Here is a 26,424-nt window from a genome sequence, read left to right on the forward strand (position 1 = left end):
CCTTCGGAGATCGCCTAGAGCATCCCCAGTTCGAGCCGCGCCTCGTCGGTCATCTTGTCCGGGCCCCATGGCGGGTCCCACACCAGGTTCACTTCGGCATCGCGCACCCCGGGTACGGAGGCCGCACGCAGCTCGACCTCGCCGGGCATGGATTCGGCGACGGGGCAGTGCGGCGTGGTCAGCGTCATGGTGATCGTCACGCCGCTTTCGCCGTCGACGTCGACGCCGTAGATCAGGCCCAGATCGTAGATATTGACCGGAATCTCGGGGTCGTAGATCTCCTTGAGCGCTGCGATCACCGCCTCGTAGAGCTCGCCGCCCGGCGCGCCGGCCGACACGGTCTCCGGTTTCTTCTGCAGAAAGCCTTCGAGATAATCGCGCTTGCGCTCCAGCTTCTCGCCCATCGTCTCCCCCGAGCTTTCCTCGGGGTCGACCGCATCCGACACGCGCGCGCGGGGCGGTTTCGCGAAACCCTCGTTCGGCGCGGGCGCGGCCACGTATTCCTTCTTCTTTTCGCTCGCTTCGGTCATCCGAAGATCCTCCTGGTGCGATCGATCCCGCGCAGCAGCGCCTCGACGTCGCTTTCGTCCGAATAGAGCCCGAAGCTCGCCCGCGCGGTGGCGGGGACGCCGAGATGGGCCATCAGCGGCTGCGCGCAGTGGTGTCCGGCGCGGATCGCGACGTGTTCCTCGTCCAATATGGTGCCGAGATCGTGCGGGTGAACCCCGCGCATCGCGAAACTTACGATTCCCGCGCTGTCGGCGGGGCCGAACAGCGTCACGTCGTTCATCCCGTAGAGCGCCTCGCGCAAGTGCCCGACCAGCGCGCACTCGTGCGCGTGGATGCGATCGATCCCGATGCTCTCGACATAGTCGCATGCGGCGGCGAAGCCGATCGCCTCGACGATCGCGGGGGTGCCCGCCTCGAACCGCTGCGGCGGGGGGGCATAGGTCGTGCGTTCGAAAGTCACCTTCTCGATCATCGAGCCGCCGCCCTGCCACGGTGGCATAGCATCGAGCAGCTCGGCCCGGCCCCAGAGCGCGCCCACCCCGGTCGGGCCGTAGAGCTTGTGCGCGCTGAAGGCGTAGAAGTCGCAGCCGATCGCCGCGACATCGACCGGCAGGCGCGGCACGGCCTGGCATCCGTCGAGCAGCAGCTTCGCCCCCACTGAATGCGCCAGCTCCGCCGCGCGCTTCGCGTCGACCACCGAGCCAAGCACGTTCGAGATATGTGCGAAGGCGACCATGGTGTGGTCCTTCGTCAGCATGCGCTCGGCCGCGTCTAGATCGATCCTGCCGTCTTCGGTCAGCGGGCAGACATCGACCTCCCACCCGGCAAGCTGCCAGGGAACGATGTTCGAATGATGCTCGAGCGTGGAGAGCAGCACGCGGCCCTTATGGGGGTAGCTGTAGGCGACGAGGTTGATCGCCTCAGTCGCGCCGCGGCTGAAGATCAGCTCCTCCTCGCGCCCGCCGACAAAGCCCGCAACCCGCCGCCGCGCCGCCTCGTAGCCGAGCGTCATCTCGGCCGAGCGCGTATAGACGCCGCGGTGGACCGTTGCGTAGTCCGCCCCGATCGCGCGGGAGACGGCGTCGATCACCGCTTGCGGCTTCTGCGCAGTGGCAGCGGTGTCGAGATAGTGCCACGGCTTGCCCTCGGCGGTGACGAGGCCGGGGAAATCCTTGCGAACATCGCGAGCCCCGGTGAAGGCCGGGGCCTCAGGCCGCTGGCGCTCGGCGAGCGGGCTAAGGTCTCCGCCTTCGCGGGAGTTCGGGGAGACACGCCCGCTCACAGGTGCAGATCCAGCTTGGCAAGAGCGATGCCCATCAGTCGCTCGCGCTCGGCTTCATCGTCCAGCGCCACGAACGCGTCGCCGATGAAGGCCTGGACCAGCAGACGCCGCGAAAGCTCGGGCGAGAGGCCGCGTGCCGCCATGTAGAAGCGCGCCGCCTCGTCGAGCTGGCCGACGCTCGCGCCGTGGGCGCATTTCACGTCGTCGGCGAAGATCTCGAGCTGCGGCACCGCGTTTACGCTCGCGCCTTTTTCGAGCAGCAGCCCCTTGAAGCTCTGCGCCGCATCGGTCTTCTGCGCGTCTCGCACGACGTCGATCTGGCCGAGGAAATTGCCGGTGCCCTTGCCCCAGTGGGCCGCGCGAACGACCTGGTTGCTGGTCGCTTCGGGCTCGGCATGGATCACATGGGTGACGAACTCGCGCACGGTGTCGCGCCCGCCGAGGGTGACGCCGCCGAGCTCGAAATGCGCGCCCTTCGCAAGCCGCACTTCAACCTCGATCCGGCCCAGCTTCCCGGCGGCGATCACCGCAAACAGCTCGCACTGCGCGCCTTCGCCGACCGAGAAGCGCAAGCGGCGCAACTCGGTATCCTCGCTGTTCTCGATCGTCAGGCACTCGCGGTAGCTTTCGCCCGCCGGCACGTCGATCGCGCGCCAGGCGTCGAGATCGGCGCCCGCGAGCGCCTCGACCGCCGAATAGCGCCAGGCCTCGTCCTTGCGGGTGGGAAGGGCGGTCAGCGCATTCATGCCGCGACCGCCTCGTAGCCTTCCTCCTCGAGCCGCAGCGCGAGATCGGGACCGCCGGTCTTCACGATGCGGCCCCTGCTGAGGATGTGGACGTAGTCCGGCTTCACGTAGTCGAGCAGCCGCTGGTAGTGCGTGATCAGCAGCACGCCCTTCTCCGGCGCACGCATGATCGCGTTGATGCCCTCGCCGACGACGCGGAGCGCATCGATGTCGAGGCCGGAGTCGGTCTCGTCGAGCACAGCGAACTGCGGATCGAGAATGCCCATCTGGACCATCTCGGCGCGCTTCTTCTCGCCGCCCGAGAAGCCGACGTTCACGTGCCGCTTGAGCATGTCCATGTCGAGCTTCAGCAGCCCGGCCTTCTCCTTCGCCAGCTTGAGGAACTCGCCGCCCGACAGCGGTTCCTCGCCGCGCACTTGCCGCTGCGCGTTGAGCGCCTCGCGCAGGAATTGCACGTTCGAAACGCCGGGGATCTCGACCGGATACTGGAAGCCGAGGAACAGGCCGGCCGCGGCGCGCTCGTGCGGCTCCATCTCGAGCAGGTCGCGGCCCATGAACTCCACCGAACCGCCGGTCACTTCGTACCCGGGCCGCCCGCCGAGCACGTAGGCGAGTGTCGACTTGCCCGCCCCGTTGGGGCCCATGATCGCGTGGACTTCGCCCGCATTCACTTCGAGCGAGAGACCGTTGAGTATCCGCGTGCCGCCAATTTCGGCCTGGAGATTATCGATTTTCAGCATTGCTGGTCCTGTAACTGCGCCCGCGCGGTGCACTCTGGCGCGGGTGGCTTGCATGATGTTCGCGGCGCGCAGCCTGCTTGTCGGCGATGCGCAAGCGCATGCCGGCGGTGATGCGCGCCAGCACGTCGTCCATGTTCTCGAGAATGTCGGCCGCCTTGATCCGCATCACGCGAATGCCGACCGCTTCGAGGCTCTTGTCGCGGCGGCGGGCGAGCGCTTCGTCCTCGCCGTCCTCGTCGATATCGATCGCCATGCCGAGGTTGTGGCAATTGAAATCGACGATCGCCGAGCCGACCACCGCGTGGCGGGTGAACTTGTAGCGCCCGAGATCCGCCTTCGCGAACCGCTCGGCCAGCGCCTTGTGCGCCTCGCTCGAATGCCGCCGCAGCTCGCGCGCCCGCTCATGCAGCGCATCGAGCCGCTTTTCCGAAATCTTCCACCCACGGCCGCGCTTCTTTAGCGCGGATGGGGCTTCGGCCTCGGACGAATCGCGGAGCTGTAGGGTCTTGCGGTCGGTCACTGAGCTTCACCGGATTGGTACCGAAGTCGGCGGGCGAAATCGCGGCTCTGGCCATGGATGAATTGCACACGATCGACGGCTGACATGTCTGCGGGCATCAAGGCTCGGCAGGCCCAATAAATTTCCTCAGCCAATGCACGCGCTTCGGCGCGGCTCAACTTTTGAGCTACAGCAGCCATTTGCTCGTCCGCCACCTTGCCGAGACACTGTTGGTGCTCGATCATCCACGGCGCCGGGGTTGTAGCATGCGCCGGAGTCACGACTAACAGCGGCATCATAATGAAAAGGATGCGTATCACCCCACGCTCCCTTCCAGCGAAATCGCCAGCAGCTTTTGCGCTTCGACCGCGAATTCCATCGGCAGCTCTTTCAGCACTTCGCGGGCGAAGCCGTTGACGATCAGGGCGACGGCCTGCTCCTGATCCAGCCCGCGCTGCATGGCGTAGAAGAGCTGGTCGTCCGAAATCTTGCTGGTGGTCGCCTCGTGCTCGATCTGCGCGCTCGGGTTCTTGACCTCGATATAGGGCACGGTGTGCGCGCCGCACTTGTCGCCCAGCAACAAACTGTCGCACTGGGTAAAGTTGCGCACGCCCTCGGCATTGGGGCCGACGCGCACGAGGCCGCGATAGGTGTTGTTGCTTTTGCCGGCGCTGATACCCTTGGAGATGATCGTCGAGCGGCTGCCGCGGCCGTTGTGGATCATCTTGGTGCCGGTGTCAGCCTGCTGGAAATTGTTGGTGACGGCGACCGAGTAGAACTCACCGACCGAATCCTCGCCGTTGAGCACGCAGCTCGGGTATTTCCAGGTCACGGCGCTGCCGGTCTCGACCTGGGTCCACGAGATCTTGCTGCGCGCGCCTTGGCACAGGCCGCGCTTGGTGACGAAGTTGTAGATCCCGCCCTTGCCCTCGGCATTGCCGGGGTACCAGTTCTGCACGGTCGAGTACTTGATCTCGGCATCCTCGAGCGCGACCAGTTCCACCACGGCGGCGTGGAGCTGGTTCTCATCGCGCATCGGCGCAGTGCAGCCTTCGAGGTACGAGACGTAGGAGCCTTTCTCGGCCACGATCAACGTGCGTTCGAACTGGCCCGTGTTCTCAGCATTGATGCGGAAATAGGTGCTTAGCTCCATCGGGCAGCGCACTCCCTCGGGCACGTAGACGAACGTGCCGTCGGAGAAGACCGCGCTGTTGAGGGTGGCGAAGTAGTTGTCGCGCTGCGGCACCACACGGCCGAGCCACTTCTTCACCAACTCGGGATGCTCGCGGATCGCCTCGCTGATGGAGAGGAAGATAACGCCGGCACGCTTGAGCTCCTCGCGGAAGGTCGTCGCCACCGAAACGCTGTCGAACACCGCGTCGACCGCGACCTTGCGCGCGCCCTTGACCCCGGCGAGCACTTCCTGCTCCGCCACGGGAATGCCGAGCTTGTCGTAGACCGATTTGATCTCGGGATCGAGCTCGTCGAGCGACTCGAGCTGTTCCTTCTTCTTGGGCGCGGCATAATAGTAGGCGTCCTGGTAATCGATCGGCGGATAGCCGACCTTGGCCCAGTTCGGCTCCTCCATCTCCTGCCACAGGCGGAAGGCCTTGAGGCGCCAGTCGAGCATCCATTCCGGCTCGCGCTTCTTGGCGCTGATGAAGCGGACCGTATCCTCGTTCAGCCCCTTGGGCGCGAACTCCTGCTCGATGTCGCTCGACCAGCCGAATTCGTACTCGGCCGCGCGGGCAGCGGCTTCGCGGGCATCGCGATCCTGGATGTCGATGTCGTCAGTCATGCGGAAATTCCAGTGAGATTCGGTTCACGCGGTGCGGCCTTCGAAAGCTGTGTCAGCGGGATGCCTGCGAGCGCGCCGCGCAGCGCGGCGTTGACCACCGGCCAGTGCGGCTTGACGCTGCAGGTGTGATCGACCGCGCATTCGTCGCCGTCGATGCAGGCGGTCAGAGCGATCGGGCCTTCGACCGCTTCGACGATGTCCGCCAGCGTGATCGCCGCGGCCGGGCGCGCGAGCTGCAGCCCGCCGCCCGCGCCGCGCACCGAGCGCAGCAGACCCGCGGCGGAGAGCTTGCTGACCACCTTCTGCACCGTCGGCACCGGCAGCCCCGTCTCCGCCGCCAGTTCGGCCGCGCTCGTGCGCCCGCCGCCGCAATGGCGCGCGGCGGCACTCATCGTCACGACCGCATAGTCGGCAAGGTTGGAGAGGCGCATCGTCAAATCAGACCATTTCGTTCCGATTTGCACCTATGCACCGCGCCGCCGGCTTTCAACCGAAAACCGTCAGTTGCGAGTCGTTAGCAACCTCTCCGCGCTAGCCCTCAGGGAGCGATGGCTATCCGGCCTTCTCCGCCGCGATCCAGGCATCGACGTTCTCCTCCATGATCGAGAGTGGCACGGGGCCGCTGCTGAGGATCGCATCGTGGAAGCCGCGAATGTCGAACTCCGCGCCCAGCGCCGCCTTCGCCCGCTCGCGCAGCTCCATGATCTTGAGCTTGCCGATCATGTAGGCGGTCGCCTGGCCGGGATAGACCACATAGCGCTCGATCGCCTTGCGAATGTCGCCTTCGGGATTGGGCGTGTTCTCGGTCAGGTACTGAATTGCCTGCTCGCGGCTCCAGCGCTTGTGGTGGATGCCGGTGTCCACGACCAGTCGACAGGCTCTCCACAGCTCCATCCCCAGCCGGCCGAAGTCCGAATAGGGGTCGGTGTAGAAGCCCATGTCCTTGCCCAGTTCCTCGGCATAGAGGCCCCAGCCTTCGGTATAGGCGGTGACTCCGCCGAAGCGGCGGAAGGGCGGTACGTCGCCGAGCTGCGTCTGGATCGAAAGCTGCAGGTGGTGGCCCGGCAGCCCCTCGTGGTAGAACAGAGCCTCGAGCTCGTTCTTCGACATGTCCTTCAGGTTGTAGAGGTTGACGTAGTAGGTGCCCGGGCGCGAACCATCCGGCGCCGGGCGCGAGTAGAAGGCCTTGCCGGCGCTCTTCTCCCGGAACGCCTCGACCGGCTTCACCGTCAGCGGATCTTCCGGAAGCGTCGAGAAATACTGCGGCAGCGCCGCTTCCATCGCCACGCGGTGCTTCTCTACGTCGGCCAGATACTCCTCGCGGGTGTCGTAATAGAAGCGCGGATCGGTGCGGACGTGCGCGAAGAACTCCTGCAGCGTACCCTCGAATCCGACCTGCTGCATGATCGCCCGCATCTCGCCATGGATGCGCGCGACGTTGTCGAGGCCGATCTGGTGAATCTGGTCGGCGGTGAGATCGGTCGTGGTGTAGTTCTTGAGCAGCGCGGAGTAGTAGGCCGCGCCTTCGGGCAGACGCCAGATGCCGTCGTCGGTCGGCGCATTCGCCTGCTGACGCTTCATCTCGGCGAGCAGCCGCTGATAGGCCGGCGCGGCCGAATCCTCCCACGCGGCCCGCGCCGCAGAGATCAGCTCCGCTTCTTTCGCCGCGTCCAGTTCCAGCGCCTTGGCCTTGCCGGCGAAGTCGACCAGGATTGCGTTCTCCTCGCCCGCATTCAGCAGGTTCTCGATATCCGAGATGACGTAGGGATAGACCCAGTCGGGGGGCATCACGCCATTCGCCGCCCGCTCGCGCGATTCGGCGATCAGCGTATCGAGCACCGGGCCGAGTCCCTCGATGCGGCTGACGTAGGCGCGCGCCTGCTCCTCGTCGGCCACCGAGTGGATGTTGATCAGGAACGCCGGCAACCCGCTCTGTGCGCCGTTCATCTGGTCGAAGATGTAGCCGTACTCGCGATAGGGAAACAGCGTCGCGCTGCGCTTCGCCATGGCGTCGAACAGGCGATAGCTGAGCGCATCCTGTTCCGGCAGCGTGGCGGGATCGAAGTTCGCGCGCAGGGTCGCGGCCGTCTTCTGGAGCAATTCCTGCTCGCGCACTTCGGCCGCGTCGGTGAAGTCGCCCCAGTCGTCGTAGTCCGAATCGCGAATACCGCGGTAGGCCTTGCCGAGCGGCGAGAGCGCCAGTTGCGCCTCGTCATAACGCTCGAACAGCGTCCCTATGTCGGACGCCGGCCGCGTCGCCGCGGTCTCGGAGCCGGCCACCTGCGTCGTGCGCGGTTCCTCTCCGGTGGCGGCGCATCCCGCCAGCGCCAGTGCCAGCAGCGAAACACCCAAAATCCTCTTCGCCATCAGCGACCTCCCTTTTCTTCGAATGACGGCCGGGCTTGTGGCGCGATTTGCGCGTCATGGCCAGACCAGCGAAAAAAGAGGGCGGCACTCCCGATGGAGCGCCGCCCTGCAAAGGCAAGGAACCCGGCGCACCATTGCACCGAGCGCCTTCGGGTCGCAGCGCCCTCTCTAGAGCGAGTCGCCGGTGCACGATTGTATGGATGCGACATGGCCCCGCGAAATTTCCTTGCGGGCACGAACCCGAAACGCACCCGCTCGGCACAGTCGACAGGGCCGGGTGCGCTTGCCATAGGCGCCCGCAATGCTGTTCCGCCTTGCCCGTCCCGCGCTCTTCGCGCTCGCCCCCGAAACCGCGCATCGCACGACGATCGCGGCGCTCAAGCTCTCGCCGGCGCGCACGCCGCCGGCGCCGGGACCGCTCGCAACCGAAGTGGCGGGGCTACGCTTCCCCAATCCGCTCGGCATGGCCGCGGGGTTCGACAAGGACGGCGAAGTGCCCGACGCGGTGCTCGGTCTCGGCTTCGGGTTCGTCGAGATCGGCTCGATCACTCCGCTGCCGCAGCCGGGCAATCCCAGGCCGCGCCTGTTCCGGCTGGCGGAGGACCGCGCGGTGATCAACCGCATGGGGTTCAACAACGGCGGCGCGGCGGAGGCAGAGGCACGGCTGCGCCGGCGCGCGGCCCGGCCCGGGATCGTCGGGGTCAATATCGGCGCGAACAAGGATTCGGCCGACCGGATTGCCGACTACGCGCTGCTTACCCGCCGATTCGCGCCGCTGGCGAGCTATCTCACGGTCAATATCTCCAGCCCCAACACCCCGGGCCTGCGCGCCTTGCAGGACGAGGGCGCGCTGATTGCGCTGCTCGATGCCGTGCTCGATGCGCGCCCGGCGGACGGTCCGCCGGTGTTCCTCAAGGTCGCGCCGGATCTTGAGCCTGCGGACATGGATGCGATCGCCCGCATCGCGCTCGACAAGCGGCTCGGCGCACTGATCGTCTCGAACACGACCATTTCGCGCCCGCCGCTCGCGTCACCGCAGGCGGGAGAGACCGGCGGGCTTTCGGGCGCGCCCTTGCGCGATCTGGCGCAGCAGCGGCTGCGCGACTTTCGCGCCGCGACCGGCGGTGCGATCCCGCTGATCGGCGTGGGCGGGATCGGCAGTGCGGAAGACGCCTGGGCTCGCATCCGCGCGGGCGCCAGCCTGGTCCAGCTCTACAGCGCCATGGTCTATGAAGGGCCGGGGCTGGCGCGGCGGATCGTGCGCGGGATGGAAGAGCTGATGCGCCGCGACGGCTTCGCCACGCTTGCCGAGGCGGTCGGGAGCGAATAGCCACGTCGCATGCTTCGCACCGTTCTCGTCCCCATCGCCGCCCTCCTCGCCCTAGCTGGGTGCGCGACCGTTCCGCCAGCGGAGACCGACGCCGGCTTCGTCGGGACGGTCAGCGCCGCCGATCCGCGCGCGCAGGAGGCGGGCATGGCCATGTTGCGCCGGGGCGGCAGCGCCACCGACGCCGCGATTGCGACGATGCTCGCGCTGACCGTGGTCGAGCCGCAGAGCTCGGGCATCGGCGGCGGCGGCTTCATGGTCCGGGGCGCCGCGGACGGAACGGTCGAAACCTTCGACGGACGAGAGAAAGCGCCGGCCGGCGCGACGCCGGACTGGTTCCTGCGCCCGGACGGCACGGTGCCGCCGTTCGGCGAGTCGGTGAAGAGCGGTCTCAGCGTCGGCGTTCCGGGTAACATTGCGCTGGCCGCACTCGCCCACGAACAGCACGGACGGTTGCCCTGGGCCACGCTGTTCGAGCCGGCGATCGAGCTGGCGCGCGAAGGCTTCCGCATCAATCCGCGGCTCAACGGGTCGCTCACCTCGACGGCCGAGCGCGCCGGATGGACCGAGACGGGGCGGGCGCTGTTCTTCGATGAGGCGGGCCAGCCGCAGCCCGCCGGGCACCTGGTCGTCAACGAAGAGCTTGCCCGCACGTTCGAGGCGATCGCCGCCGCAGGACCCGAAGCCTTCTACGAAGGTCCGCGAGCCGAGGCGCTCGCCGCAACGGTCGCCGCCGAGACACCGCACGATGGCGCGATGACGGCGGCCGATCTCGCCACCTATGAGGCGAAGGAACGTGAGGCCGTCTGCGGCACTTACCGTGCCTACCGCATCTGCGGCATGGGTCCGCCGAGCTCGGGCGGGATCGCGGTGCTGCAGATCCTCGGCCAGCTCGAGCGCTTCGACCTCTCCGCACTCGGGGCCGAGAGCCCGGTCACTTGGCATCTGTTCCTCGAATCGCAGCGGCTCGCCTATGCCGACCGCGAACTCTACATCGCCGACAGCGACTTCGTATCGGTCCCCGTCCAGGGCCTGATCGACCGCGATTATCTCGCGCGGCGCAGCGCGCTGATCGATCCCGATTCGACGATCGAGGCGGTCGTCGCCGGCGTGCCCGCTGGTGCATCGACCGCGCTGGCCGACGGCGACGAGCCGGAGGAGCGCGGTACCTCTCACTTTGCCGTAGTCGACGCCGACGACACGATGATCAGCTATACCTCGACCATCGAGAGCGCCTTCGGCTCCGGGCTAATGACCGGCGGCTTCTTCCTCAACAACGAGTTGACCGACTTCAGCCGGTCGCCGGAAGTCGACGGTCGCCCGGTCGTCAACAGGGTCGAAGCGGGCAAGCGTCCGCGCAGCTCGATGGCACCGATGGTCGTATGGGATCCGCAGGGCCGCCCGGTGCTGGCAATCGGCGCCGCAGGCGGGAGCACGATTCCGGTGCAGACCGCCCGCAGCATCATCGGCGTGATCGACTTCGGCCTGGGCACGGAAGCGGCGCTCGGCATGCCGTTCGTCATGGCGTACGGCGACGGTGTGACCGTGGAGGAGGGCACCTGGCTCGAAGGCGCAATCCCGCAGTTGAAGGCGCTCGGCCACAGCGAGATCGCGGTGCGCGAGGCGGGTGTGAAGGGGAATGCGGTGCTGCGCCGGGGCGACCGCTGGATTCCCGCCCGCGACCCGCGGGTCGAGGCGAAGCTGATCCTGCCCTGACGGCGATCCCACGCTTGCCGCTACCGCGACGGCGGCGTAATCCGGGCCACCGGCCGCAGTGAAGCCGGACGTGGGAGCAGGAGCCCAGAGACTTGCAGCTTTCCGATATCGATTCGGCGAATAACCTCGTCGAACTCTTCCTCAAGCGTGCCGATGCGAAGGGCGACGCGCCCATGCTGGGGGTCAAGCGCGGCGGGGCGTGGCAGACGACGAGTTGGCGCGAGGCGGCCGAAACGGTCTGCATTCTGGCCGAAAACCTCCGCGCCCTCGGGCTAGAGCAGGGCGACCGGGTTATGCTGGTCTCCGAAAACCGCCCCGAATGGTGCATCGCCGATCTTGCGATCATGGCGGCGGGCTGCGTTACCGTGCCCGCCTACACCACCAATACCGAGCGCGACCACGTCCATATCCTCGACAATTCGGGCGCCCGGGCGGTCATCGTATCGACCGAGAAACTCTCGCAGCCCCTGCTCCCGGCGATCATGCGCACCGGCATCGCCGAGCATGTCATCCCGATCGACGGCATCCGCAAATACCAGCAAGGCAATCTCGCCTGCCACGCCTGGCCGAACATGGTCAAAGGCGACGCCGTCGCCGCACGCAAGGCGGTGGAAGAGCGGATCGCCGCTATCGGCCGCGACGACACCGCCTGCATCATCTACACCAGCGGCACCGGCGGCGCGCCACGCGGCGTGTTGCAGCATCACGGTGCGATCCTTTGCAACGTCGCCGGCGCGGCGGATATCCTGGCGAACGATTTCGGGCTCGATGCAGACGAGCGCTTCCTCTCGTTCCTGCCGCTGAGCCATGCCTACGAGCACACCGGCGGCCAGTGCCTGCCGATCGCGGTGGGCGCGGAGATCTACTACGCCGAGGGACTCGAGAAGCTCGCCAGCAATATCGAGGAGACGCGCCCGACGATCATGGTCGTCGTCCCGCGCCTGTTCGAAGTCCTGCGCCAGCGGATCATGAAGCAGGTCGATAAGCAGGGTGGGGCGGCCAAGGCGCTGATGGACCGCGCGCTCGCGCTCGGCGAGCGGCAGGCGGAAGGCCGCTACCGTTTCGGCGACAAAACGCTGAATTTCGTTCTCGAGCGGCTGCTGCGGCCGAAGATTCGCCAGCGCTTCGGCGGGCGGATCAAAGCGATGGTCAGCGGCGGCGCGCCGCTCAATCCCGATGTCGGGGTGTTCTTCCAGGCGATGGGGCTGACCATGCTTCAGGGCTACGGCCAGACCGAGGCGGGGCCGGTGATCAGCTGCAATCGACCGAACGCAGGGATCGCGATGCATACGGTCGGCCCGCCCTTGCGCGGAGTGGAGATTCAGATCGCGGAGGATGGCGAGATCCTCTGCCGCGGCGAGCTGGTCATGCACGGTTATTGGCGCAACGAGGCCGAGACGCGGCGTACGCTCAAGGACGGCTGGCTGCACACGGGCGACATCGGTCATCTCGACGAGAAGGGCCGGATCGTCATCACCGACCGCAAGAAGGACATGATCGTCAACGACAAGGGCGACAACGTCGCGCCGCAGAAGATCGAGGGCATGCTGACCCTGCGGCAGGAGATCGCGCAAGCGATGGTGAGCGGCGACCGGCGCCCTTACGTCGTGGGCCTGATCGTGCCCGACGCGGAATGGGCGCTCGAATGGGCCAACGCCAACGACGAGAAGTTCGACATGAAGGAACTGCAAGGCCTGCCCGCCTTCCGCAGCGCGGTGCGCGCCGCGATCGACGAAGTGAACCGGGATCTCTCGGTGATCGAGAAAGTCCGCCAGTTCGCCTTCGCCGACGAGCCGTTCACGATCGAGAACGAGGAGATGACTCCCTCGATGAAGATTCGCCGCCACAAGATCCGCGAACGCTACCAGCCGCGATTGGACGCGCTCTACCGGAGTTAGCGCCGCCTAGGGAACGATCGTGATGAACAGGAAGGTCGCGAAAATCGTCAGGTGAATCACGCCTTGGACCACAGTCGTGCGTCCACGGCCCAGCGTGATCGCGGCGACCAGGAGAGTGAGGGCGAGGATCACGATCGAGGGCATCGACAGACCCAGTTCGAGATCGAGACCCAAGATCAGCGCCACCGTCGCGACCGCGGGAATGGTCAGCCCGATGGAGGCCAATGCGGAGCCGATCGCGAGGTTGAGGCTGGTCTGCACGCGATTGGCGCGCGCGGCACGCAGCGCTGCGAATCCCTCTGGCGCGAGCACCAGCGCGGCGATGATGATTCCGACTAGCGCACGCGGCGCGCCGATCGCCGCGACCCCGACCTCGATCACCGGCGAGAGGTTCTTGGCCAGCAGCACGACCGCCGCCAGCGCGACAAGCATGGCCGCACCTGCCGCCATTGCTTTCGGACGCGGCACCGGCGCTTCGTGCGCACGGTCGTCTGCGTCGGGAATGTGGTGCAGGAAATGGTCGCGATGGCGGATCGTCTGCGCGACGACGAACGTCGCGTAGATCAGCAGCGAGATGATCGCCACGAACACGAGCTGCTGGGAATTGTAGAAGGCGCCGCTGGCGCTGGTCGTGTAGTTCGGCAGGATCAGCGTCAGCACGGACAGCGTCGCAAGCATGGCCAGGCCGGCACTCACTCCCGACTGGGTATAACTCTGCTCGTGATGTCGCCGGCCGCCGGCCAGCAGACAGAGGCCGATGATGCCGTTGATCGTGATCATGATCGCCGCAATCAGCGTATCGCGCGCCAGCGCCTGGGCCTGCGCGCCCTCGCTCAGCATGATCGAGACGATCAGCGAGCTTTCGATGATCGTGACCGCCAGGGCGAGCACGAGCGTACCGAACGGCTCCCCCAGGTGATGCGCAAGGACCTCGGCATGATAAACCGCGGCCAGGATCGCGGCGCCGAGCAACACGCCGACCACGACCGCAAGGGCCGGACCTTCGGGTTTGCCCAGCAGAACGGCAGCCAGCGCGACAAGCGGTGCAAAAACCGACCAGGAAGAAAGGCCGAAGAAGCGCACGGACGGTCTGGTAGTCTGGGCTGCAGGCGCTGTCATCCGTCCCTCGCTAGCGCGTTGGACACCGCGCGACTAGTCGCGCCACTTGTCGTTCGTCGGGTCGTCGATGCTCTCGTCGTGACCGGTCCCGCTCGAGAGGAACACCAGCCCCATCAGGGCGGCGGTCAGCATCATTGCCACCCCGACGCCGAGTCCGGTGGCGATGTAGAAGTGGATCGAAAGCGCGCTGTCGGTGACATAGATGTAGCCAAGGACCAGCGCGACCACGACCAGCGTGACGAGCACCATCACGCGCATAAGCCGCTTGTAGCGGCCCCACGCGAATGCGGCCTTGTCGGGATCGTCGAGGGGCGATCGGGATGTCATCCAGTCCCAACTGGCTGTTTCCCGCCCGATTGGCAATGGCGGGCGTTTCATGGCATTCTCCCATCCTAGCGAAGGAGGCCGGATACCATGGACATAGCCAGCCTGATCGTCGGCCGGGCACGCGCCGACATCGTGCAGTGCGAAGCAGCGACCCGGATGCGCGATGCGGTCGCCCTGCTCGCCGAGCGCCGGATCGGCGCCATGCCGGTTATGGAAGGCGGCAGGGTTGCGGGCATCTTCTCGGAGCGCGATGTGCTCTACTGCGTGGCGAAGGAAGGGGCCGCCGCGTTCGACCGCACGGTGGGCGAGGTGATGACCGCGCCCGCAATCACCGTTTCGCCGAAAACCAAAGTCGACGAGGCCATGGCGCTGATGACCCGGCGGCGCGTGCGCCACTTGCCGGTCGTCGACGGGGAGGTCATGTGCGGGTTCATCTCGATCGGCGATCTGGTCAAGTCGCGGATCGACGAAGTCGAGCGCGATGCGGCTGCGATGCGTGACTATATCCGAACCGCTTGAGCGCGGCCCGGCGCATCCCCATATCGCCCCCATGGCCGACACGCTGACTCTCACGCCCGCCGCCGCGAAGCGCATTGCATGGATTGCCGAACGTCAGGCGAAACCCGCCGTGCTGCGGCTTTCGGTGGAAGGAGGCGGCTGCTCCGGCTTCCAGTACAAGTTCGATCTCGCCGATGCGCCCGACACGGACGACAGCGTGAGCGAGACCGACGGCGTGCGCCTGGTGGTCGATCCCGTCAGCCTGGACCTCGTCGCGGGCAGTACGGTCGATTTCGTGGAATCGCTGGGCGGTGCGGCCTTCAAGGTCGAGAATCCCAACGCCGCCGCCGGTTGCGGCTGTGGCTCCAGCTTCGGAATCTAGCGCCGCTTCCCACTTGGGCGCGCGCCGCGCTTTCGAAGCCGCCCATTTTCTTCTAGCGAAGCGTTGAAGGGCGGGACCGGTAGGCTCCGCTCCAACGGTGTGCGGGAGGTTGCTCTGAGAATCGCCAGCTTCAATATCAACGGCGTCAAGGCGCGCCTGCCGCGGCTGATCGAGTGGCTCGAGGAAACCCGCCCCACGGTCGCCTGCCTGCAGGAGATCAAGAGCCAGGACGAGGGCTTCCCCGCCGACGCGTTCGAGAAGATCGGCTACAAGGCGATCTGGCATGGCCAGAAAGGGTTCAACGGCGTCGCGATCCTCGCGGACGGGGTGCAGCCGGTCGAGGCGCAGCGCACCTTGCCCGGCGATCCGGACGATCTCCATGCGCGCTACATCGAAGCCGACGTGAACGGCGTGCGGATCGCCTGCATCTACCTGCCCAACGGCAATCCGCAGCCCGGCCCCAAGTTCGATTACAAGCTCGCCTGGATGGAGCGGCTACGTGCGCGCATGGCCGAGCTGTGGGCGCTGGAGATCCCCTGCGCCGTGGTGGGCGACTTCAACGTCATTCCCGAGGACAAGGACGTCTGGTCGCCCGCGGCCATGGCCAGCGACGCGCTGATGCAGCCGGAATCGCGCGCCGCCTATCGCCGGTTGCTGGCGGCCGGCTGGACCGACGCGCTCGATACGTTGAATCCGCGCGGCGGTGTGTGGACCTTCTGGGACTATCAGGCCGGCGCCTGGCAACGCGACCACGGCTTCCGCATCGATCACCTGCTGCTCAGCCCCGAACTCGCCGACCGCATGGTCGCCGCGGGGGTCGACAAGGAATACCGGGGCCGCGAAAAAGCCAGCGATCACACGCCGGTGTGGGTCGACGTCGCCGACCGGGCATGAGGCTGCGGAGGCATCGGCCTCCGCTCACCGATCAGCGGTAGAAGACGTGTGTGTCGATCGTGGCGCGCGCCTGCTTGCTGCGGCTCCACGACGGTTTGACGTAAGTGGCGTGGAAATAGAGCGAGTCCGCGGCTTCGCTTTCCCACAGCCCTTCGTGCGCGATGTGCGCCACGGCCTTGGCACGTTCCCACGCGGCCGATCCGCGCCGAATGTGAGGCATGCCGCCGCCCCGCACGAAGGAGAACTGGGCGCGCTGGAACACCACACCGCAGTAACTCGAGGGGAAGAGGCCCGAGTTGGCACGATTGATCACCACTTGCGCCACGGCAAGCTGGCCTGCGAGCGGCTCGCCGCGCGATTCGAAGTAGATCGCACCCGCGAGGCATTCCATCTCGCGCGAAAGCCGCCCATGATCGGGGATTTGCGCAACCAGTTCGCGCAGCGAGCTCGCATCGGCGAGATCCTGCGCCGTTGCGGCGTCGGGAAGCGGCTGGACCACTTCCTTCTCGACGAAAACCGGAACGACCTCCTCGGTCAGCACCGGTTCGGAAATCTGGGGGTTCTCGCCCATCTGGGCGTTGGCGCCGGAACCTTCGGCGCTGGCAACCGTAAAACTGGTCATTGCGGCAAGCGCCGCCAACGACGCCAAGCGGGTCTTTCGACTCATCAATCCGTCATATCTAGGCGGTGAACGAGCACAGTCGCAGGCTGGGACCTGATCGCGTCAAATTGCGTTTAGGATGGGTCCGGATGAAAAAGGCCTGCCGGCCGTTCCCCGTCTGCGTGCCTGCCGCGCGGCCGAAATGCCGCCCATGCCGCCTGCGCATCGGTAGTTGCGCGGCCAGATAGATAGCGGCGTTTCGATGTCAACTTAACGCGGCAGGGATGCGACGAACCGTTCTTGGTCCGCGATATCTGCCTCGAGAATCCAGATATCGCCGTCCTGGCGCTTGCGCCGCGTCAAATACTCGGAAAATTCCAATGGGTTTTCAGCGTCTTGCTCGCGAGACAGCACGAAAGCGCGGGTTCCGTCGAGCTGCGGCATTCTTTCGTAAAGCCGCGCCGCGCGACCGCGAAATATCGTTACCAGCAGAATCGTGCCCGAGTCGCGTTCACCTTTTTCGATAACCGTGCCGAACCCGCCGAGCGATTCGGCAAGCCGCAGAATCGCCGCCGCTTCGAGATGCGCGGGCAGCCGGCGGTCCACCATCAGGCCTGGCCGGGGCGATAGCCCGCGAGGCTCGAAAGTGCGATCCGCGAGCGCATGAACGTGCCCGTGCCCCGGCCGATCTCTTCGCCTTCGGCATCGATCAACCGCGCTTCGGCGACCAGAACGCGCCGCCGTCCGCTGATCCAGCGCCCCTCGGCCGTCACTTTGCCTTCGCGCACCGGCTTGGTGAAATGGAGGTTGAACGAAGTCGTCAGGAGGAAGCGGTCGGTGATCAGCGTGTTCGCCGCGTAGAAGGCGGCATCGTCGAGCATCTTGAAATAGATCGTCCCGTGCGCCGCGCCGGCGGCGTGATAGGCGGCCGGGGTCACGACGAACTCGATCCGCGACCGCCCTTCGTCGACGATTTCCAGCGTCGATTCGAACAGTGCGTTGACCGGCGCGGACCGGTAGAGCGCCTCGAGCCCTCGGTAGTGCGGGCCGGCGCCGGACCGAGAGTCAGGCGACGTCACGATCGCTGGCGTTGGTGAGCGACGCGATCAGCGCCTCTGTGTCGGTCGCCTCGAGCAGCATCCGATTGGTCGCCTCGTCGCGCACCAGCCGCGAAATGGCCGCGAGCGCGTGAAGGTGCGCGACGCCGGCGTTCTCGGGCGAGATCAGGCCGAAGGCGAGTTCCACCGGCATGCCGTCGGCCGCATGGAAATCGACCGGTGCGGACAGCTTGAGCACGGCCGCAACCGGGCGGTTGATCCCGGTGAGGCGTGCGTGCGGGATCGCGACCCCCCGGCCGAAACCGGTGCTGCCGAGCTTTTCGCGCTCCTCGAGCGCCTCCAGCACGTCGGACACGGCGAACCCGTAGGCGCGCGCGAAGCACTGGGCGAGATCGCCCAGAACCGCGGCTTTGGTGCCGGCATCGCTCAGCACGAATGCTTCGGGAATCAGCTTGAAATGTACGTTCATCGTTCGGTTGCGAATCAGTTCAGCATGCCATGATCTGGCGAGCGGGCCGCGCGCCGCAGGCGCGATCGACCGTAGCAAGCCCTTGCGATCCGGCTGATTTCCGTGGCGGGCGCTTGTCCGCGCCGCGGTGTCAACGGGGCTCGACCCAGCCGATCGAGCCATCTCGGCGGCGATAGACCATATTATGACGGCCGGTGCCAGCGTTTTTGAAGAACAGCGCATTCGTGTCGCGCAGGTCCAGCATCATGACCGCGTCGGCCACGCTCGTCTCGGGGACGTCTGCGGTGGTCTCGGCGACGATCATCGGCGGCTCGTTGCCCTCGACTTCCTCCACATCTTCGCCGATCGGCGCGAAGATCGTATAGGCCGCCTCCTCTTCCTGCAGCGCGTGCGCTGCCTGGGAGTGGCGATCCTGCAGGCGGCGCTTGTAGCGGCGGAGCTGCTTGTCGATCTTCTCCGCCGCGCGGTCGAGCGCCTGGTGGGCGTCCTGCGCTTCGGCATGGCTTTTGACGATCATGCCCTGCATCACATGGGTCACGATGTCGCAACTGAAGGCCCCGGCGGGTGCCTTGCCGAACGTGACCTGCGAGGTGAGCGCTCGGTTGAAATACTTCTCGACGATCGCGTTCAGCCGCTCGGCGGCGTGATCCTGCAGGGCAGTGCCCGTCTCCATCTGGTGGCCAGAAATGCGGATATCCATCGGCGATCATTCTCCATTGCTTGGGCGAGACCCCCCGGCCCCGATCAGCTACCCCAGAGGGGCGAAGTCATCTTGGCGATAAACGCCTGGTGCCGTGCGAGTTCCTCCTGGCTCGCAGCATGTGGTCGTGGTTCGCGGCGCACACGCGTCGCGGGTATGTGTCGCGGCATCGCGACGATGCCGACGCTGGTGGTTTCCGCAGCAAGCGCGAGCCCGATCTGCCGGCCGCCGGTCAGTTCGACGTAGACTTGCGCCAACAGTTCGGCATCGAGCAGCGCGCCGTGCTTCACCCGGTGGCTGCGATCGATGCCGTAGCGCGTGCACAGCGCGTCGAGCGAGAGCTTTGCGCCCGGATGCCGCTTGCGCGCGAGCGCGACGGTATCGATCATCCGGGTCATGCACACCGCCTCGCGCTCGCACAGCGCAAGTTCGGCATTGAGGAAGCCGAAGTCGAACGAGGCGTTATGCGCGACGAGCGGCGAGTCGGCGATGAAGTCGAGCACCGCGCTCACCGTGTCGCGAAACAGCGGCTTGTCCGACAGGAAGGCGCTCGACAGCCCGTGCACCGCCTCGGCGCCGGCGGGCATGTCGCGCTCCGGATTGAAATAGGCGTGGAAGGTCTGCCCGGTGGGCACGCGGTTGATCAATTCGACACATCCGATTTCCACCAGACGGTCCCCGCTGCGGGGGTCGAGGCCGGTGGTTTCGGTATCGAATACGATTTCGCGCATCCCTTTATCTATCGGCCTCGGACGGCCAAGTGACAAGGGGCGCCGAGCGCTTTTTTAGCTCGGGCCAGGCGAAATTCTAGGGAGCCAGCTCGGCGGCGAGGGCGCGCACGGCGACCTCGGTTTCGGCAAGGGGACCGCCGGTATCGATCACATGGTCTGCGCGGGCCCGCTTCTCCTCGTCGGGCACCTGCAGCGCGAGGATCTGCGCGAACTTCTCCGCCGTCATTCCCGGCCGCCGAAGCACCCGCTCGCGCTGGACGTCGGCCGGCGCGGAGACGACGACGATCGCGTCGACTTGCGCATGCCCCCCCTTCTCGAACAGCAGCGGGATATCGAACACCACCAGCGGCGCACCGGCGTGCTGGGCCAGGAATTCCTTGCGCCGCGCGGCAACCGCGGGATGGACGATCCCCTCCAGTCGGGCGAGCGCCTCGGAATCGCCGAAAACCTGGGCGCCGAGCGCCTGACGCCGGACGCCCTCGGGGCCAGTCGAGCCGGGAAAGGCCGCCTCGATTGCCGGGACCAGCGTGCCGTCCGGTCCCTGCATGCGCCGCACTTCGGCATCGGCGTCGAACACCGGCACGCCCGCGCGTTCGAACATCCCGGCCACGGTCGACTTGCCCATGCCGATCGAACCGGTGAGGCCGACGATCTTTGGACGGGTCATTGCACGAGCCTTTCGCGCAGTTCGCTATCGCGCCCGCGCGGCGGGGCGACACCAAAGAAGCACTCGAAGGCCGCGGCCGCCTGCCCGATCAGCATCGAGAGACCGTCGATCGTATCGAAACCGGCCGCGCGCGCACGCTGGAGGAAGTCGGTATCCACGGGATCGGTGACGATGTCGTAGGCGACCGATCCCGGCGGTGCATGGCTGAAGTCGAACGCAAGCGGCGCATGGCCGCGCATGCCCAGCGGGGTGGTGTTGACCAGCAGGTCGCAGCAGCCCTCGCGGTCGTCGAAGGCGAAATCGGTCGCCTCCGCGAAGTGATCCAGCGCCACCGCATAATGCTCGCCGCCGGGATCGAGCTCGTCGAGCAGCGCGCGAGCCTTCTCCGGATCGCGGCCGGCGAGGACGAGTGTGAATCCGTGACCAGCGAGGGCGGTGATCACCGCGCGCGTCGCGCCGCCGGTGCCGAACACGCGTGCCATGCGGAACAGGTGCCGCTTGCCGAGCATGGCTTCGAGCGGTTCGAGGAAGCCCGCCACGTCGGTGTTGTAGCCCGCCAGCGCATCGCCTTCCCGCACTACGGTGTTGACCGCGCCGACCCGCGCCGCGAACGGGTCGATCCGGTCGAGCAGGGGAATGATCGCCTGCTTGTGCGGCATCGTCACATTGCACCCGCGCCAGGCGGGGTCTGTCCGGCGCTCGGCGAGGTAGCCGGCCAGTGCTCCCTCGGCCACGCGGTGCGCGCGGTAGTCGGCGTCGAGCCCGGCACCTTCGATCCAGAAGCGATGGATGAGCGGCGACTTCGACTGCGCGATCGGATCGCCGATCACTTCGGCATAGGCGGCGCTCATCGCGGCAGCTCCCCCATGTCGCGCAAAGCGCCGAGCACTGCGAGCAGCGGCATTCCGAGCACGGTGAACTGGTCGCCTTCGATCCGTTCGAACAGTTGCACGCCGGGTCCTTCGATCCGAAACACCCCGACGCAGTGGCTTACGGCGGGCCATTCGGCGTTTAGGTAGGTCTGGATGAAATCTTCAGTAAACTTGCGCGTGTGAAGCATGGCGAGTGAAGTTTCGCGCCAGACGACCGAGCCGCCGCGGGCGATGGCGGCGGCGGAGTGGAGGTGCATGACCCGGCCCGAGAACGCGCGCAGGTGCTCGGCCGCTTCCTCGCGGCTGGCGGGCTTGTCGAAGCGCCGCTCGCCGACCACCACCAGCGAATCGCTGCCGAGCACCGGCCGCTCGGGCTCCGCGACGGCGAGCGCCTTGGCCTCGGCCAGCGCCAGCGCGACCTGGTCGGGCGGGGCGGCGCCGAGCTGCGCCTCCAGCGCCCGCTCGTCCACCCGCGCGGGCCGGGCCTCGAACGCGACGCCCGCCGCCTCGAGCATGGCCGCGCGCGAGGCGCTCTTGGATGCGAGCACCAGCGTCATATCGGCTTCGATCCGGTGAGCATGTCGTCGCCATCGCTCGCCCGCTCGCCCAGCAGGCGGATGATCGCCGCCGCGGTCTCCTCGATCGAGCGGCGCGTGACGTCGATCACCGGCCAGCCGTTGTCGGCGAACATGCGGCGGGCGAACTGGACTTCGCCGCGCACGCGCTCGGCATCGACATAGGACGTCTCGGCCGTCTCGTTGAGCGTGAGCAGGCGGTTGCGGCGGATCTGCACCAGCCGTTCGGGCGCGGTGGTCAGGCCGACGACCAGCGGATGGCGCAGTTCGAACAGCGCGGGCGGGGGCGGACTTTCGATCACGAGCGGGATGTTGGCGACCTTGTATCCGCGGTTGGCGAGATAGATGCTGGTCGGCGTCTTCGACGAACGCGAGACGCCGGCGAGCACGATATCGGCCTGCTCCCAGTCTTCCCATCCGAGCCCGTCGTCGTGCGCGATCGTGAAGTGGATCGCGTCGACCCGCCGGAAATAGGCCTCGTCCATCGCGTGCTGGCGGCCGGGGCGGCCATGCGCCTCCTGCCCGAGCTGCGCCTCGAGCGCTTCGGTCACCGCATCGAGCGCGGGCACCGCCGGCAGGCCGAGCTGGCGGCAATGCTCCTCCAACGTCGCGCGCGTCTCGGGATTGACCAGGGTGAACAGCACGAGCCCCGGATTGTCGGCAAGATCGGGCAGTATCCGCGAAAGATGCTGGCGCGAGCGGACCATCGGCCAGAAGTGGCGCACGATCTCCGCCGCGTCGAACTGGGCAAGCGCGGCCTTGGCCACCATTTCCAGCGTTTCGCCGGTGGAATCGGATACGAGATGGAGGTGGAGGCGGCTCATCCGGCAAGGTGCGCGATCGGCTGTGGAGAATGCCGGCATAAACCACGGGAGAAAGCTGGCGACAAGTTCGGGGGCCGATTTCATTCCCGCTGTCAGCCATTCGGCACCCGCGCTTGTGGACAGGGCGCGAGGCTTTTCGACAGGCTGGGGACAGCGGGGATAAGCTTCGGTTGACGCGGCAGACCGATGAGTCGCGAAGCCTCTGGGCCTGTTCATTCCGGGAGAAATCGGGCAGGGCGCGCCTGTCCCCGATATCCACAGGGCCAACAGACTCCAGCATCCTATTTAAATACTATATTATTTGGATTGGACCTTCCCGAATGCCCGGTCTTCTTCTCGACACCCTGCGCGGAAAACGCGGCGAGCGCGTGCCGCTTTGGCTCATGCGTCAGGCAGGCCGCTACCTGCCCGAATACCGCGCGCTTCGGGCGGAGAAGGGCGGTTTCCTCGAGCTGGTCTACGACAGCGAGGCCGCGGCCGAGATCACCATGCAGCCGATCGACCGTTTCGGGTTCGACGGCGCGATCCTGTTTTCCGATATCCTCATCGTGCCCTACGCGATGGGGCAGGATCTCGCGTTCCTCGCAGGCGAAGGCCCGAAGCTCTCGCCGCCGCTGGTCGATAGCGCGCTGGCGAGCCTGGAGGCGGTTCCGGGCCGCCTTGCGCCGATCTACGAAACGGTGCGGCAGGTGCGCGCGCGCCTGTCGCCCGAGACGACGCTGCTCGGCTTCGCGGGCAGTCCGTGGACCGTCGCGACCTACATGGTGGCGGGCGAGGGCAGCCGCGACCAGCACGCGGCGCGCGCGATGGCCTACTGCGATCCCCCGGCGTTCCAGGCGCTGATCGACGCGATCGTTTCGGTCACGGTCGAATATCTCGCCGGTCAGATCGAGGCCGGGGCGGAGGCAGTGCAGCTGTTCGACAGTTGGGCGGGCAGCCTCGCGCCGCACGAGTTCGAGCGCTGGGTGATCGCGCCCAATGCCGCGATCGCCGCCGCCATGGCCGAGCGGTTTCCCGGCCTGCCGGTGATCGGCTTCCCCAAGGGCTCGGGCGAGAAGCTGCCGGCCTATGCCCGGGAAACCGGCGTCGCGGCGATCGGGGTGGACGAGACGCTCGACCCCGCATGGGTGGCGCGCGAACTGCCGGCGGGCATGCCGGTCCAGGGCAATCTCGATCCCCTGCTGCTGCTCGCGGGCGGGGAGCGGCTGGCGAGCGGAGCGCGGGCGATTCTCGAGGCCTTCGCGGGCCGGCCCCATGTCTTCAATCTCGGTCACGGGATCGGCCAGCACACGCCGATCGCGCACGTCGAGACGCTGATCGAGACCGTTCGCGCATGGAGGGGGTGACGACCGCCCCGCGAGCTACTACATCGCGCCCATGCAGGACATCCTCGGCATGACCTACTACTGGCTCAAGGCGGGCCATCTGATTTTCGTGATTTTCTGGATGGCCGGCCTGTTCATGCTGCCGCGCTTCTTCGTCTATCATCAGGAATCTGCGCCCGGATCGGTCGAGGATGCCGCGTGGATCGAGCGCGAGCGGCGCCTGCTGAAGATCATCCTCATGCCATCGATCGTGGTCGTGTGGGTGCTCGGCCTGCTGCTCGCCTTCACCGTCGATGCCTGGAGCCAGGGCTGGTTCCACGCCAAGCTGCTGCTGGTGCTCGCGCTGTCGGGCTATCACGGGTGGATGGCGGCCTATGCGAAGAAGCTGGCACGCGGCGAGCGTCCGCTCGAGGGACGCAAATTGCGGCTGCTCAACGAGGTGCCGGGCATCGCCGTCGCACTGATCGTGGTACTGGTTATCGTCCGCCCGTTCTGATTGCCGGATCGACCGGCGCCGAACCTGCGCAAAGCGAATTGACGGCGCCGCAGCGCGCGCTTATTCCCAACGTCTCTTCCGGCTGAGGCCCCGCGGTCAAGCGGTGCCGGGTCTGCTTTCTCCAAGCCCATCGACCTGCCGGCCATTTCCACCACGGAACGAACACAATGCACTTGAAAGAACTTAAGCAGAAACCCCCGGCCGACCTGGTGTCGATGGCCGAGGAACTCGGCGTCGAGGGCGCCTCCACCATGCGCCGGCAGGACCTGATGTTCTGCATCCTGCGCGAACTCGCCGAAGACGAGGAATACGACGAGAAGATCATGGGCGTCGGCACCATCGAGGTGCTGCAGGACGGCTTCGGCTTCCTCCGCAGCCCCGAGGCGAACTATCTCGCCGGGCCCGACGACATCTACGTCTCTCCCAACCAGATCCGCAAATGGGGCCTGAGGACCGGCGACACGGTCGAAGGCGAGATCCGGGCGCCGAAGGACGGCGAACGCTATTTCGCGCTCACCAGCCTCACCAAGGTCAATTTCGATGATCCCGAAGCGGTCCGCCACCGGACCAACTTCGACAACCTGACGCCGCTCTATCCGGACGAGAAGCTCAATCTCGACACGCTCGATCCGACCGTGAAGGACAAGAGCGCGCGAGTGATCGACATCATCAGTCCGCAGGGCAAGGGCCAGCGCGCGCTGATCGTCGCCCCGCCGCGCACCGGCAAGACCGTGCTGATGCAGAACATCGCCAAGGCGATTACCGACAATCATCCGGAAGTCTTCCTGCTGGTTCTGCTCGTCGACGAGCGGCCGGAGGAAGTGACCGACATGCAGCGCAGCGTGAACGGCGAGGTCATCTCCTCGACCTTCGACGAACCCGCGACGCGCCACGTCCAGGTCGCCGAAATGGTGATCGAGAAGGCCAAGCGTCTGGTCGAGCACAAGAAGGACGTCGTGATCCTGCTCGATTCGATCACCCGCCTCGGCCGCGCCTACAACACCGTCGTCCCTTCGTCGGGCAAGGTCCTGACCGGCGGCGTCGACGCCAACGCGCTCCAGCGGCCCAAGCGCTTCTTCGGTGCGGCGCGCAACATCGAGGAAGGCGGCAGCCTCTCGATCATCGCCACCGCGCTGATCGACACCGGCAGCCGCATGGACGAGGTCATTTTCGAGGAGTTCAAGGGCACCGGCAATTCGGAGATCGTGCTCGACCGCAAGGTCGCCGACAAGCGCATCTTCCCGGCGCTCGACGTCGGCAAGTCCGGCACCCGCAAGGAAGAGCTGCTGGTCGAGAAGGACAAGCTCTCCAAGATGTGGGTCCTCCGGCGCATCCTCATGCAGATGGGCACGATCGATGCGATGGAATTCCTCCTCGACAAGATGAAGGATTCCAAGACCAACGAGGACTTCTTCGCGACGATGAACCAGTAGGTCGGGCATGTCGGTTCCGGTCCGCGCGGCGATCACCGGCGGGTCCCGGCACGGGCAAGTCGACCCTGCTCGAGGCGCTCGACCGGCGCGGGATCGCGACCGAGCCCGAGGTCGCACGCGCGATCCTGCGCGAGGCCGGCGGCATGGCTCTGCGGGCGGACGATCCTGCCGGCTTCGCGCGGGCGATGTTCGAAGCGGAGCTTGCCGCCTGGCGGGCGGCCGAGGGGCGGCCGGGCCCGACGGTGTTCGACCGCGGCTTTCCCGATATCGTCGGCTTCCTGCGGCTCGAAGACCTGCCGGTGCCCGAGGACATCGACCGCGTCTGCCGCGAGCTGCGCTACGACGGCCCGGTGTTCCGCGCGCCGCCGTGGCAGGCGATCTACCGGCCCGACGAGGAGCGGATTCAGGACTGGGAGGCGGCGCTGGCAAGCGATGCGGCGGTCACGGCCGCGTGGCGCGACTACGGCTACGAGTCGGTCGATCTGCCGCTCGTCAGTGCCGAGGAGCGCGTCGATTTTGTGCTTGAATGCCTACAGGCTGCGAACCTGCGTTGGTGACGCGCTAGCAGTC

At 66.7% G+C, this 26,424-nt stretch carries 31 protein-coding genes; 10 read left to right on the top strand and 21 right to left on the bottom strand.

Going from position 1 to position 26,424, the window contains the following annotated elements; all coding sequences use genetic code 11:
* Positions 1 to 14: 14 nt before the first annotated feature.
* The 9 genes from D2V04_RS17055 to D2V04_RS17095 all read right to left on the bottom strand — a co-directional run bounded on the left by D2V04_RS17055 (position 15) and on the right by D2V04_RS17095 (position 7,942).
* On the bottom strand, positions 15 to 530 hold the full coding sequence (locus D2V04_RS17055; RefSeq protein ID WP_119511696.1) for an SUF system Fe-S cluster assembly protein: 516 nt from the start codon (positions 528 to 530) through the stop codon (positions 15 to 17).
* Positions 527 to 1,792, bottom strand: coding sequence for an aminotransferase class V-fold PLP-dependent enzyme (locus tag D2V04_RS17060; protein WP_119511695.1), 1,266 nt, complete (start codon positions 1,790 to 1,792; stop codon positions 527 to 529). The genes D2V04_RS17055 and D2V04_RS17060 overlap by 4 nt, the downstream gene beginning before the upstream one ends.
* Positions 1,789 to 2,538 carry a SufD family Fe-S cluster assembly protein gene (locus D2V04_RS17065; RefSeq protein ID WP_119511694.1) on the bottom strand — a complete coding sequence of 250 codons (750 nt, stop codon included), beginning with the start codon at positions 2,536 to 2,538 and terminating at the stop codon, positions 1,789 to 1,791. The genes D2V04_RS17060 and D2V04_RS17065 overlap by 4 nt, the downstream gene beginning before the upstream one ends.
* Entirely contained in the window at positions 2,535 to 3,278 is a 744-nt protein-coding gene (gene sufC, locus D2V04_RS17070; RefSeq protein WP_119511693.1) for a Fe-S cluster assembly ATPase SufC, read from the bottom strand. Before sufC ends, D2V04_RS17065 begins: the two co-directional genes overlap by 4 nt.
* Complete coding sequence (locus D2V04_RS17075) at positions 3,262 to 3,798, bottom strand: endonuclease domain-containing protein (RefSeq protein ID WP_119511722.1); 537 nt, start codon at positions 3,796 to 3,798, stop codon at positions 3,262 to 3,264. The genes sufC and D2V04_RS17075 overlap by 17 nt, the downstream gene beginning before the upstream one ends.
* Positions 3,795 to 4,097 carry a hypothetical protein gene (locus D2V04_RS17080; RefSeq protein ID WP_119511692.1) on the bottom strand — a complete coding sequence of 101 codons (303 nt, stop codon included), beginning with the start codon at positions 4,095 to 4,097 and terminating at the stop codon, positions 3,795 to 3,797. The genes D2V04_RS17075 and D2V04_RS17080 overlap by 4 nt, the downstream gene beginning before the upstream one ends.
* Positions 4,094 to 5,575: a Fe-S cluster assembly protein SufB gene (gene sufB / locus D2V04_RS17085; protein ID WP_119511691.1), complete on the bottom strand. Its 1,482-nt coding sequence runs from the start codon at positions 5,573 to 5,575 to the stop codon at positions 4,094 to 4,096. The genes D2V04_RS17080 and sufB overlap by 4 nt, the downstream gene beginning before the upstream one ends.
* Positions 5,572 to 6,006, bottom strand: a complete 435-nt coding sequence (locus D2V04_RS17090; protein ID WP_119511690.1) for an SUF system Fe-S cluster assembly regulator — start codon at positions 6,004 to 6,006, stop codon at positions 5,572 to 5,574. Before D2V04_RS17090 ends, sufB begins: the two co-directional genes overlap by 4 nt.
* Before the next feature lie 121 nt (positions 6,007 to 6,127).
* On the bottom strand, positions 6,128 to 7,942 hold the full coding sequence (locus D2V04_RS17095) for a DUF885 domain-containing protein (RefSeq protein ID WP_119511689.1): 1,815 nt from the start codon (positions 7,940 to 7,942) through the stop codon (positions 6,128 to 6,130).
* Positions 7,943 to 8,243: 301 nt separating this feature from the next.
* Between D2V04_RS17095 and D2V04_RS17100 the strand changes: the two genes are divergently transcribed.
* The 3 genes from D2V04_RS17100 to D2V04_RS17110 all read left to right on the top strand — a co-directional run bounded on the left by D2V04_RS17100 (position 8,244) and on the right by D2V04_RS17110 (position 12,883).
* Positions 8,244 to 9,272, top strand: coding sequence for a quinone-dependent dihydroorotate dehydrogenase (locus tag D2V04_RS17100; protein WP_119511688.1), 1,029 nt, complete (start codon positions 8,244 to 8,246; stop codon positions 9,270 to 9,272).
* Positions 9,273 to 9,281: 9 nt separating this feature from the next.
* Complete coding sequence (ggt, locus tag D2V04_RS17105; protein ID WP_119511687.1) at positions 9,282 to 10,985, top strand: gamma-glutamyltransferase; 1,704 nt, start codon at positions 9,282 to 9,284, stop codon at positions 10,983 to 10,985.
* A 92-nt stretch (positions 10,986 to 11,077) separates the two neighbouring features.
* Entirely contained in the window at positions 11,078 to 12,883 is a 1,806-nt protein-coding gene (locus D2V04_RS17110) for an AMP-dependent synthetase/ligase (RefSeq protein ID WP_119511686.1), read from the top strand.
* 6 nt (positions 12,884 to 12,889) lie between these two features.
* Here the strand turns inward: D2V04_RS17110 and D2V04_RS17115 are convergent, their stop codons facing one another.
* Both D2V04_RS17115 and D2V04_RS17120 read right to left on the bottom strand, forming a co-directional pair.
* Positions 12,890 to 14,002 (bottom strand): calcium:proton antiporter, encoded by a 1,113-nt coding sequence (locus tag D2V04_RS17115; RefSeq protein WP_119511685.1) that lies wholly within the window; start codon positions 14,000 to 14,002, stop codon positions 12,890 to 12,892.
* Between the two features lie 33 nt (positions 14,003 to 14,035).
* The gene (locus D2V04_RS17120; RefSeq protein ID WP_119511684.1) at positions 14,036 to 14,329 is read right to left on the bottom strand and encodes a hypothetical protein; all 294 of its coding nucleotides are present in this window, start codon (positions 14,327 to 14,329) and stop codon (positions 14,036 to 14,038) included.
* A gap of 87 nt (positions 14,330 to 14,416) precedes the next feature.
* Between D2V04_RS17120 and D2V04_RS17125 the strand changes: the two genes are divergently transcribed.
* The 3 genes from D2V04_RS17125 to xth all read left to right on the top strand — a co-directional run bounded on the left by D2V04_RS17125 (position 14,417) and on the right by xth (position 16,103).
* On the top strand, positions 14,417 to 14,848 hold the full coding sequence (locus D2V04_RS17125) for a CBS domain-containing protein (protein WP_119511683.1): 432 nt from the start codon (positions 14,417 to 14,419) through the stop codon (positions 14,846 to 14,848).
* Between the two features lie 31 nt (positions 14,849 to 14,879).
* Positions 14,880 to 15,209: an iron-sulfur cluster insertion protein ErpA gene (erpA, locus tag D2V04_RS17130; protein ID WP_119511682.1), complete on the top strand. Its 330-nt coding sequence runs from the start codon at positions 14,880 to 14,882 to the stop codon at positions 15,207 to 15,209.
* Between the two features lie 114 nt (positions 15,210 to 15,323).
* On the top strand, positions 15,324 to 16,103 hold the full coding sequence (xth, locus tag D2V04_RS17135) for an exodeoxyribonuclease III (protein ID WP_119511721.1): 780 nt from the start codon (positions 15,324 to 15,326) through the stop codon (positions 16,101 to 16,103).
* A 31-nt stretch (positions 16,104 to 16,134) separates the two neighbouring features.
* Here xth and D2V04_RS17140 read toward each other — a convergent pair whose 3' ends face one another.
* The 10 genes from D2V04_RS17140 to D2V04_RS17185 all read right to left on the bottom strand — a co-directional run bounded on the left by D2V04_RS17140 (position 16,135) and on the right by D2V04_RS17185 (position 22,600).
* Positions 16,135 to 16,725, bottom strand: a complete 591-nt coding sequence (locus D2V04_RS17140) for a cell wall hydrolase (protein ID WP_228766200.1) — start codon at positions 16,723 to 16,725, stop codon at positions 16,135 to 16,137.
* 249 nt (positions 16,726 to 16,974) lie between these two features.
* Positions 16,975 to 17,313, bottom strand: coding sequence for a DUF1491 family protein (locus tag D2V04_RS17145; protein ID WP_324186837.1), 339 nt, complete (start codon positions 17,311 to 17,313; stop codon positions 16,975 to 16,977).
* Positions 17,313 to 17,783 carry a PaaI family thioesterase gene (locus D2V04_RS17150; RefSeq protein ID WP_119511680.1) on the bottom strand — a complete coding sequence of 157 codons (471 nt, stop codon included), beginning with the start codon at positions 17,781 to 17,783 and terminating at the stop codon, positions 17,313 to 17,315. Before D2V04_RS17150 ends, D2V04_RS17145 begins: the two co-directional genes overlap by 1 nt.
* Complete coding sequence (locus tag D2V04_RS17155; RefSeq protein WP_119511679.1) at positions 17,770 to 18,231, bottom strand: PTS sugar transporter subunit IIA; 462 nt, start codon at positions 18,229 to 18,231, stop codon at positions 17,770 to 17,772. The genes D2V04_RS17150 and D2V04_RS17155 overlap by 14 nt, the downstream gene beginning before the upstream one ends.
* A gap of 130 nt (positions 18,232 to 18,361) precedes the next feature.
* Positions 18,362 to 18,931: a ribosome hibernation-promoting factor, HPF/YfiA family gene (hpf, locus tag D2V04_RS17160; RefSeq protein WP_119511678.1), complete on the bottom strand. Its 570-nt coding sequence runs from the start codon at positions 18,929 to 18,931 to the stop codon at positions 18,362 to 18,364.
* 44 nt (positions 18,932 to 18,975) lie between these two features.
* Positions 18,976 to 19,662: a DNA polymerase III subunit epsilon gene (gene dnaQ, locus D2V04_RS17165; RefSeq protein WP_119511677.1), complete on the bottom strand. Its 687-nt coding sequence runs from the start codon at positions 19,660 to 19,662 to the stop codon at positions 18,976 to 18,978.
* A 76-nt stretch (positions 19,663 to 19,738) separates the two neighbouring features.
* Positions 19,739 to 20,329: a dephospho-CoA kinase gene (gene coaE / locus D2V04_RS17170; RefSeq protein ID WP_119511676.1), complete on the bottom strand. Its 591-nt coding sequence runs from the start codon at positions 20,327 to 20,329 to the stop codon at positions 19,739 to 19,741.
* Positions 20,326 to 21,180 (bottom strand): shikimate dehydrogenase, encoded by an 855-nt coding sequence (aroE, locus tag D2V04_RS17175; RefSeq protein WP_119511675.1) that lies wholly within the window; start codon positions 21,178 to 21,180, stop codon positions 20,326 to 20,328. Before aroE ends, coaE begins: the two co-directional genes overlap by 4 nt.
* The gene (locus D2V04_RS17180; RefSeq protein WP_119511674.1) at positions 21,177 to 21,758 is read right to left on the bottom strand and encodes a Maf family protein; all 582 of its coding nucleotides are present in this window, start codon (positions 21,756 to 21,758) and stop codon (positions 21,177 to 21,179) included. The genes aroE and D2V04_RS17180 overlap by 4 nt, the downstream gene beginning before the upstream one ends.
* Positions 21,755 to 22,600 (bottom strand): pyruvate, water dikinase regulatory protein, encoded by an 846-nt coding sequence (locus D2V04_RS17185; protein ID WP_119511673.1) that lies wholly within the window; start codon positions 22,598 to 22,600, stop codon positions 21,755 to 21,757. Before D2V04_RS17185 ends, D2V04_RS17180 begins: the two co-directional genes overlap by 4 nt.
* A gap of 320 nt (positions 22,601 to 22,920) precedes the next feature.
* On the opposite strand from D2V04_RS17185, the gene hemE reads away from it, so the two are divergent.
* The 4 genes from hemE to D2V04_RS17205 all read left to right on the top strand — a co-directional run bounded on the left by hemE (position 22,921) and on the right by D2V04_RS17205 (position 26,411).
* Positions 22,921 to 23,946 carry a uroporphyrinogen decarboxylase gene (gene hemE, locus D2V04_RS17190; RefSeq protein WP_119511672.1) on the top strand — a complete coding sequence of 342 codons (1,026 nt, stop codon included), beginning with the start codon at positions 22,921 to 22,923 and terminating at the stop codon, positions 23,944 to 23,946.
* 31 nt (positions 23,947 to 23,977) lie between these two features.
* Entirely contained in the window at positions 23,978 to 24,421 is a 444-nt protein-coding gene (locus D2V04_RS17195; protein WP_119511671.1) for a CopD family protein, read from the top strand.
* A 167-nt stretch (positions 24,422 to 24,588) separates the two neighbouring features.
* Entirely contained in the window at positions 24,589 to 25,854 is a 1,266-nt protein-coding gene (gene rho, locus D2V04_RS17200; RefSeq protein WP_119511670.1) for a transcription termination factor Rho, read from the top strand.
* Positions 25,737 to 26,411, top strand: coding sequence for an AAA family ATPase (locus D2V04_RS17205; protein ID WP_228766199.1), 675 nt, complete (start codon positions 25,737 to 25,739; stop codon positions 26,409 to 26,411). The genes rho and D2V04_RS17205 overlap by 118 nt, the downstream gene beginning before the upstream one ends.
* The last annotated feature ends 13 nt before the right edge of the window (positions 26,412 to 26,424 follow it).

This window comes from Pelagerythrobacter aerophilus (assembly GCF_003581645.1).
Taxonomy (GTDB): domain Bacteria; phylum Pseudomonadota; class Alphaproteobacteria; order Sphingomonadales; family Sphingomonadaceae; genus Pelagerythrobacter; species Pelagerythrobacter aerophilus.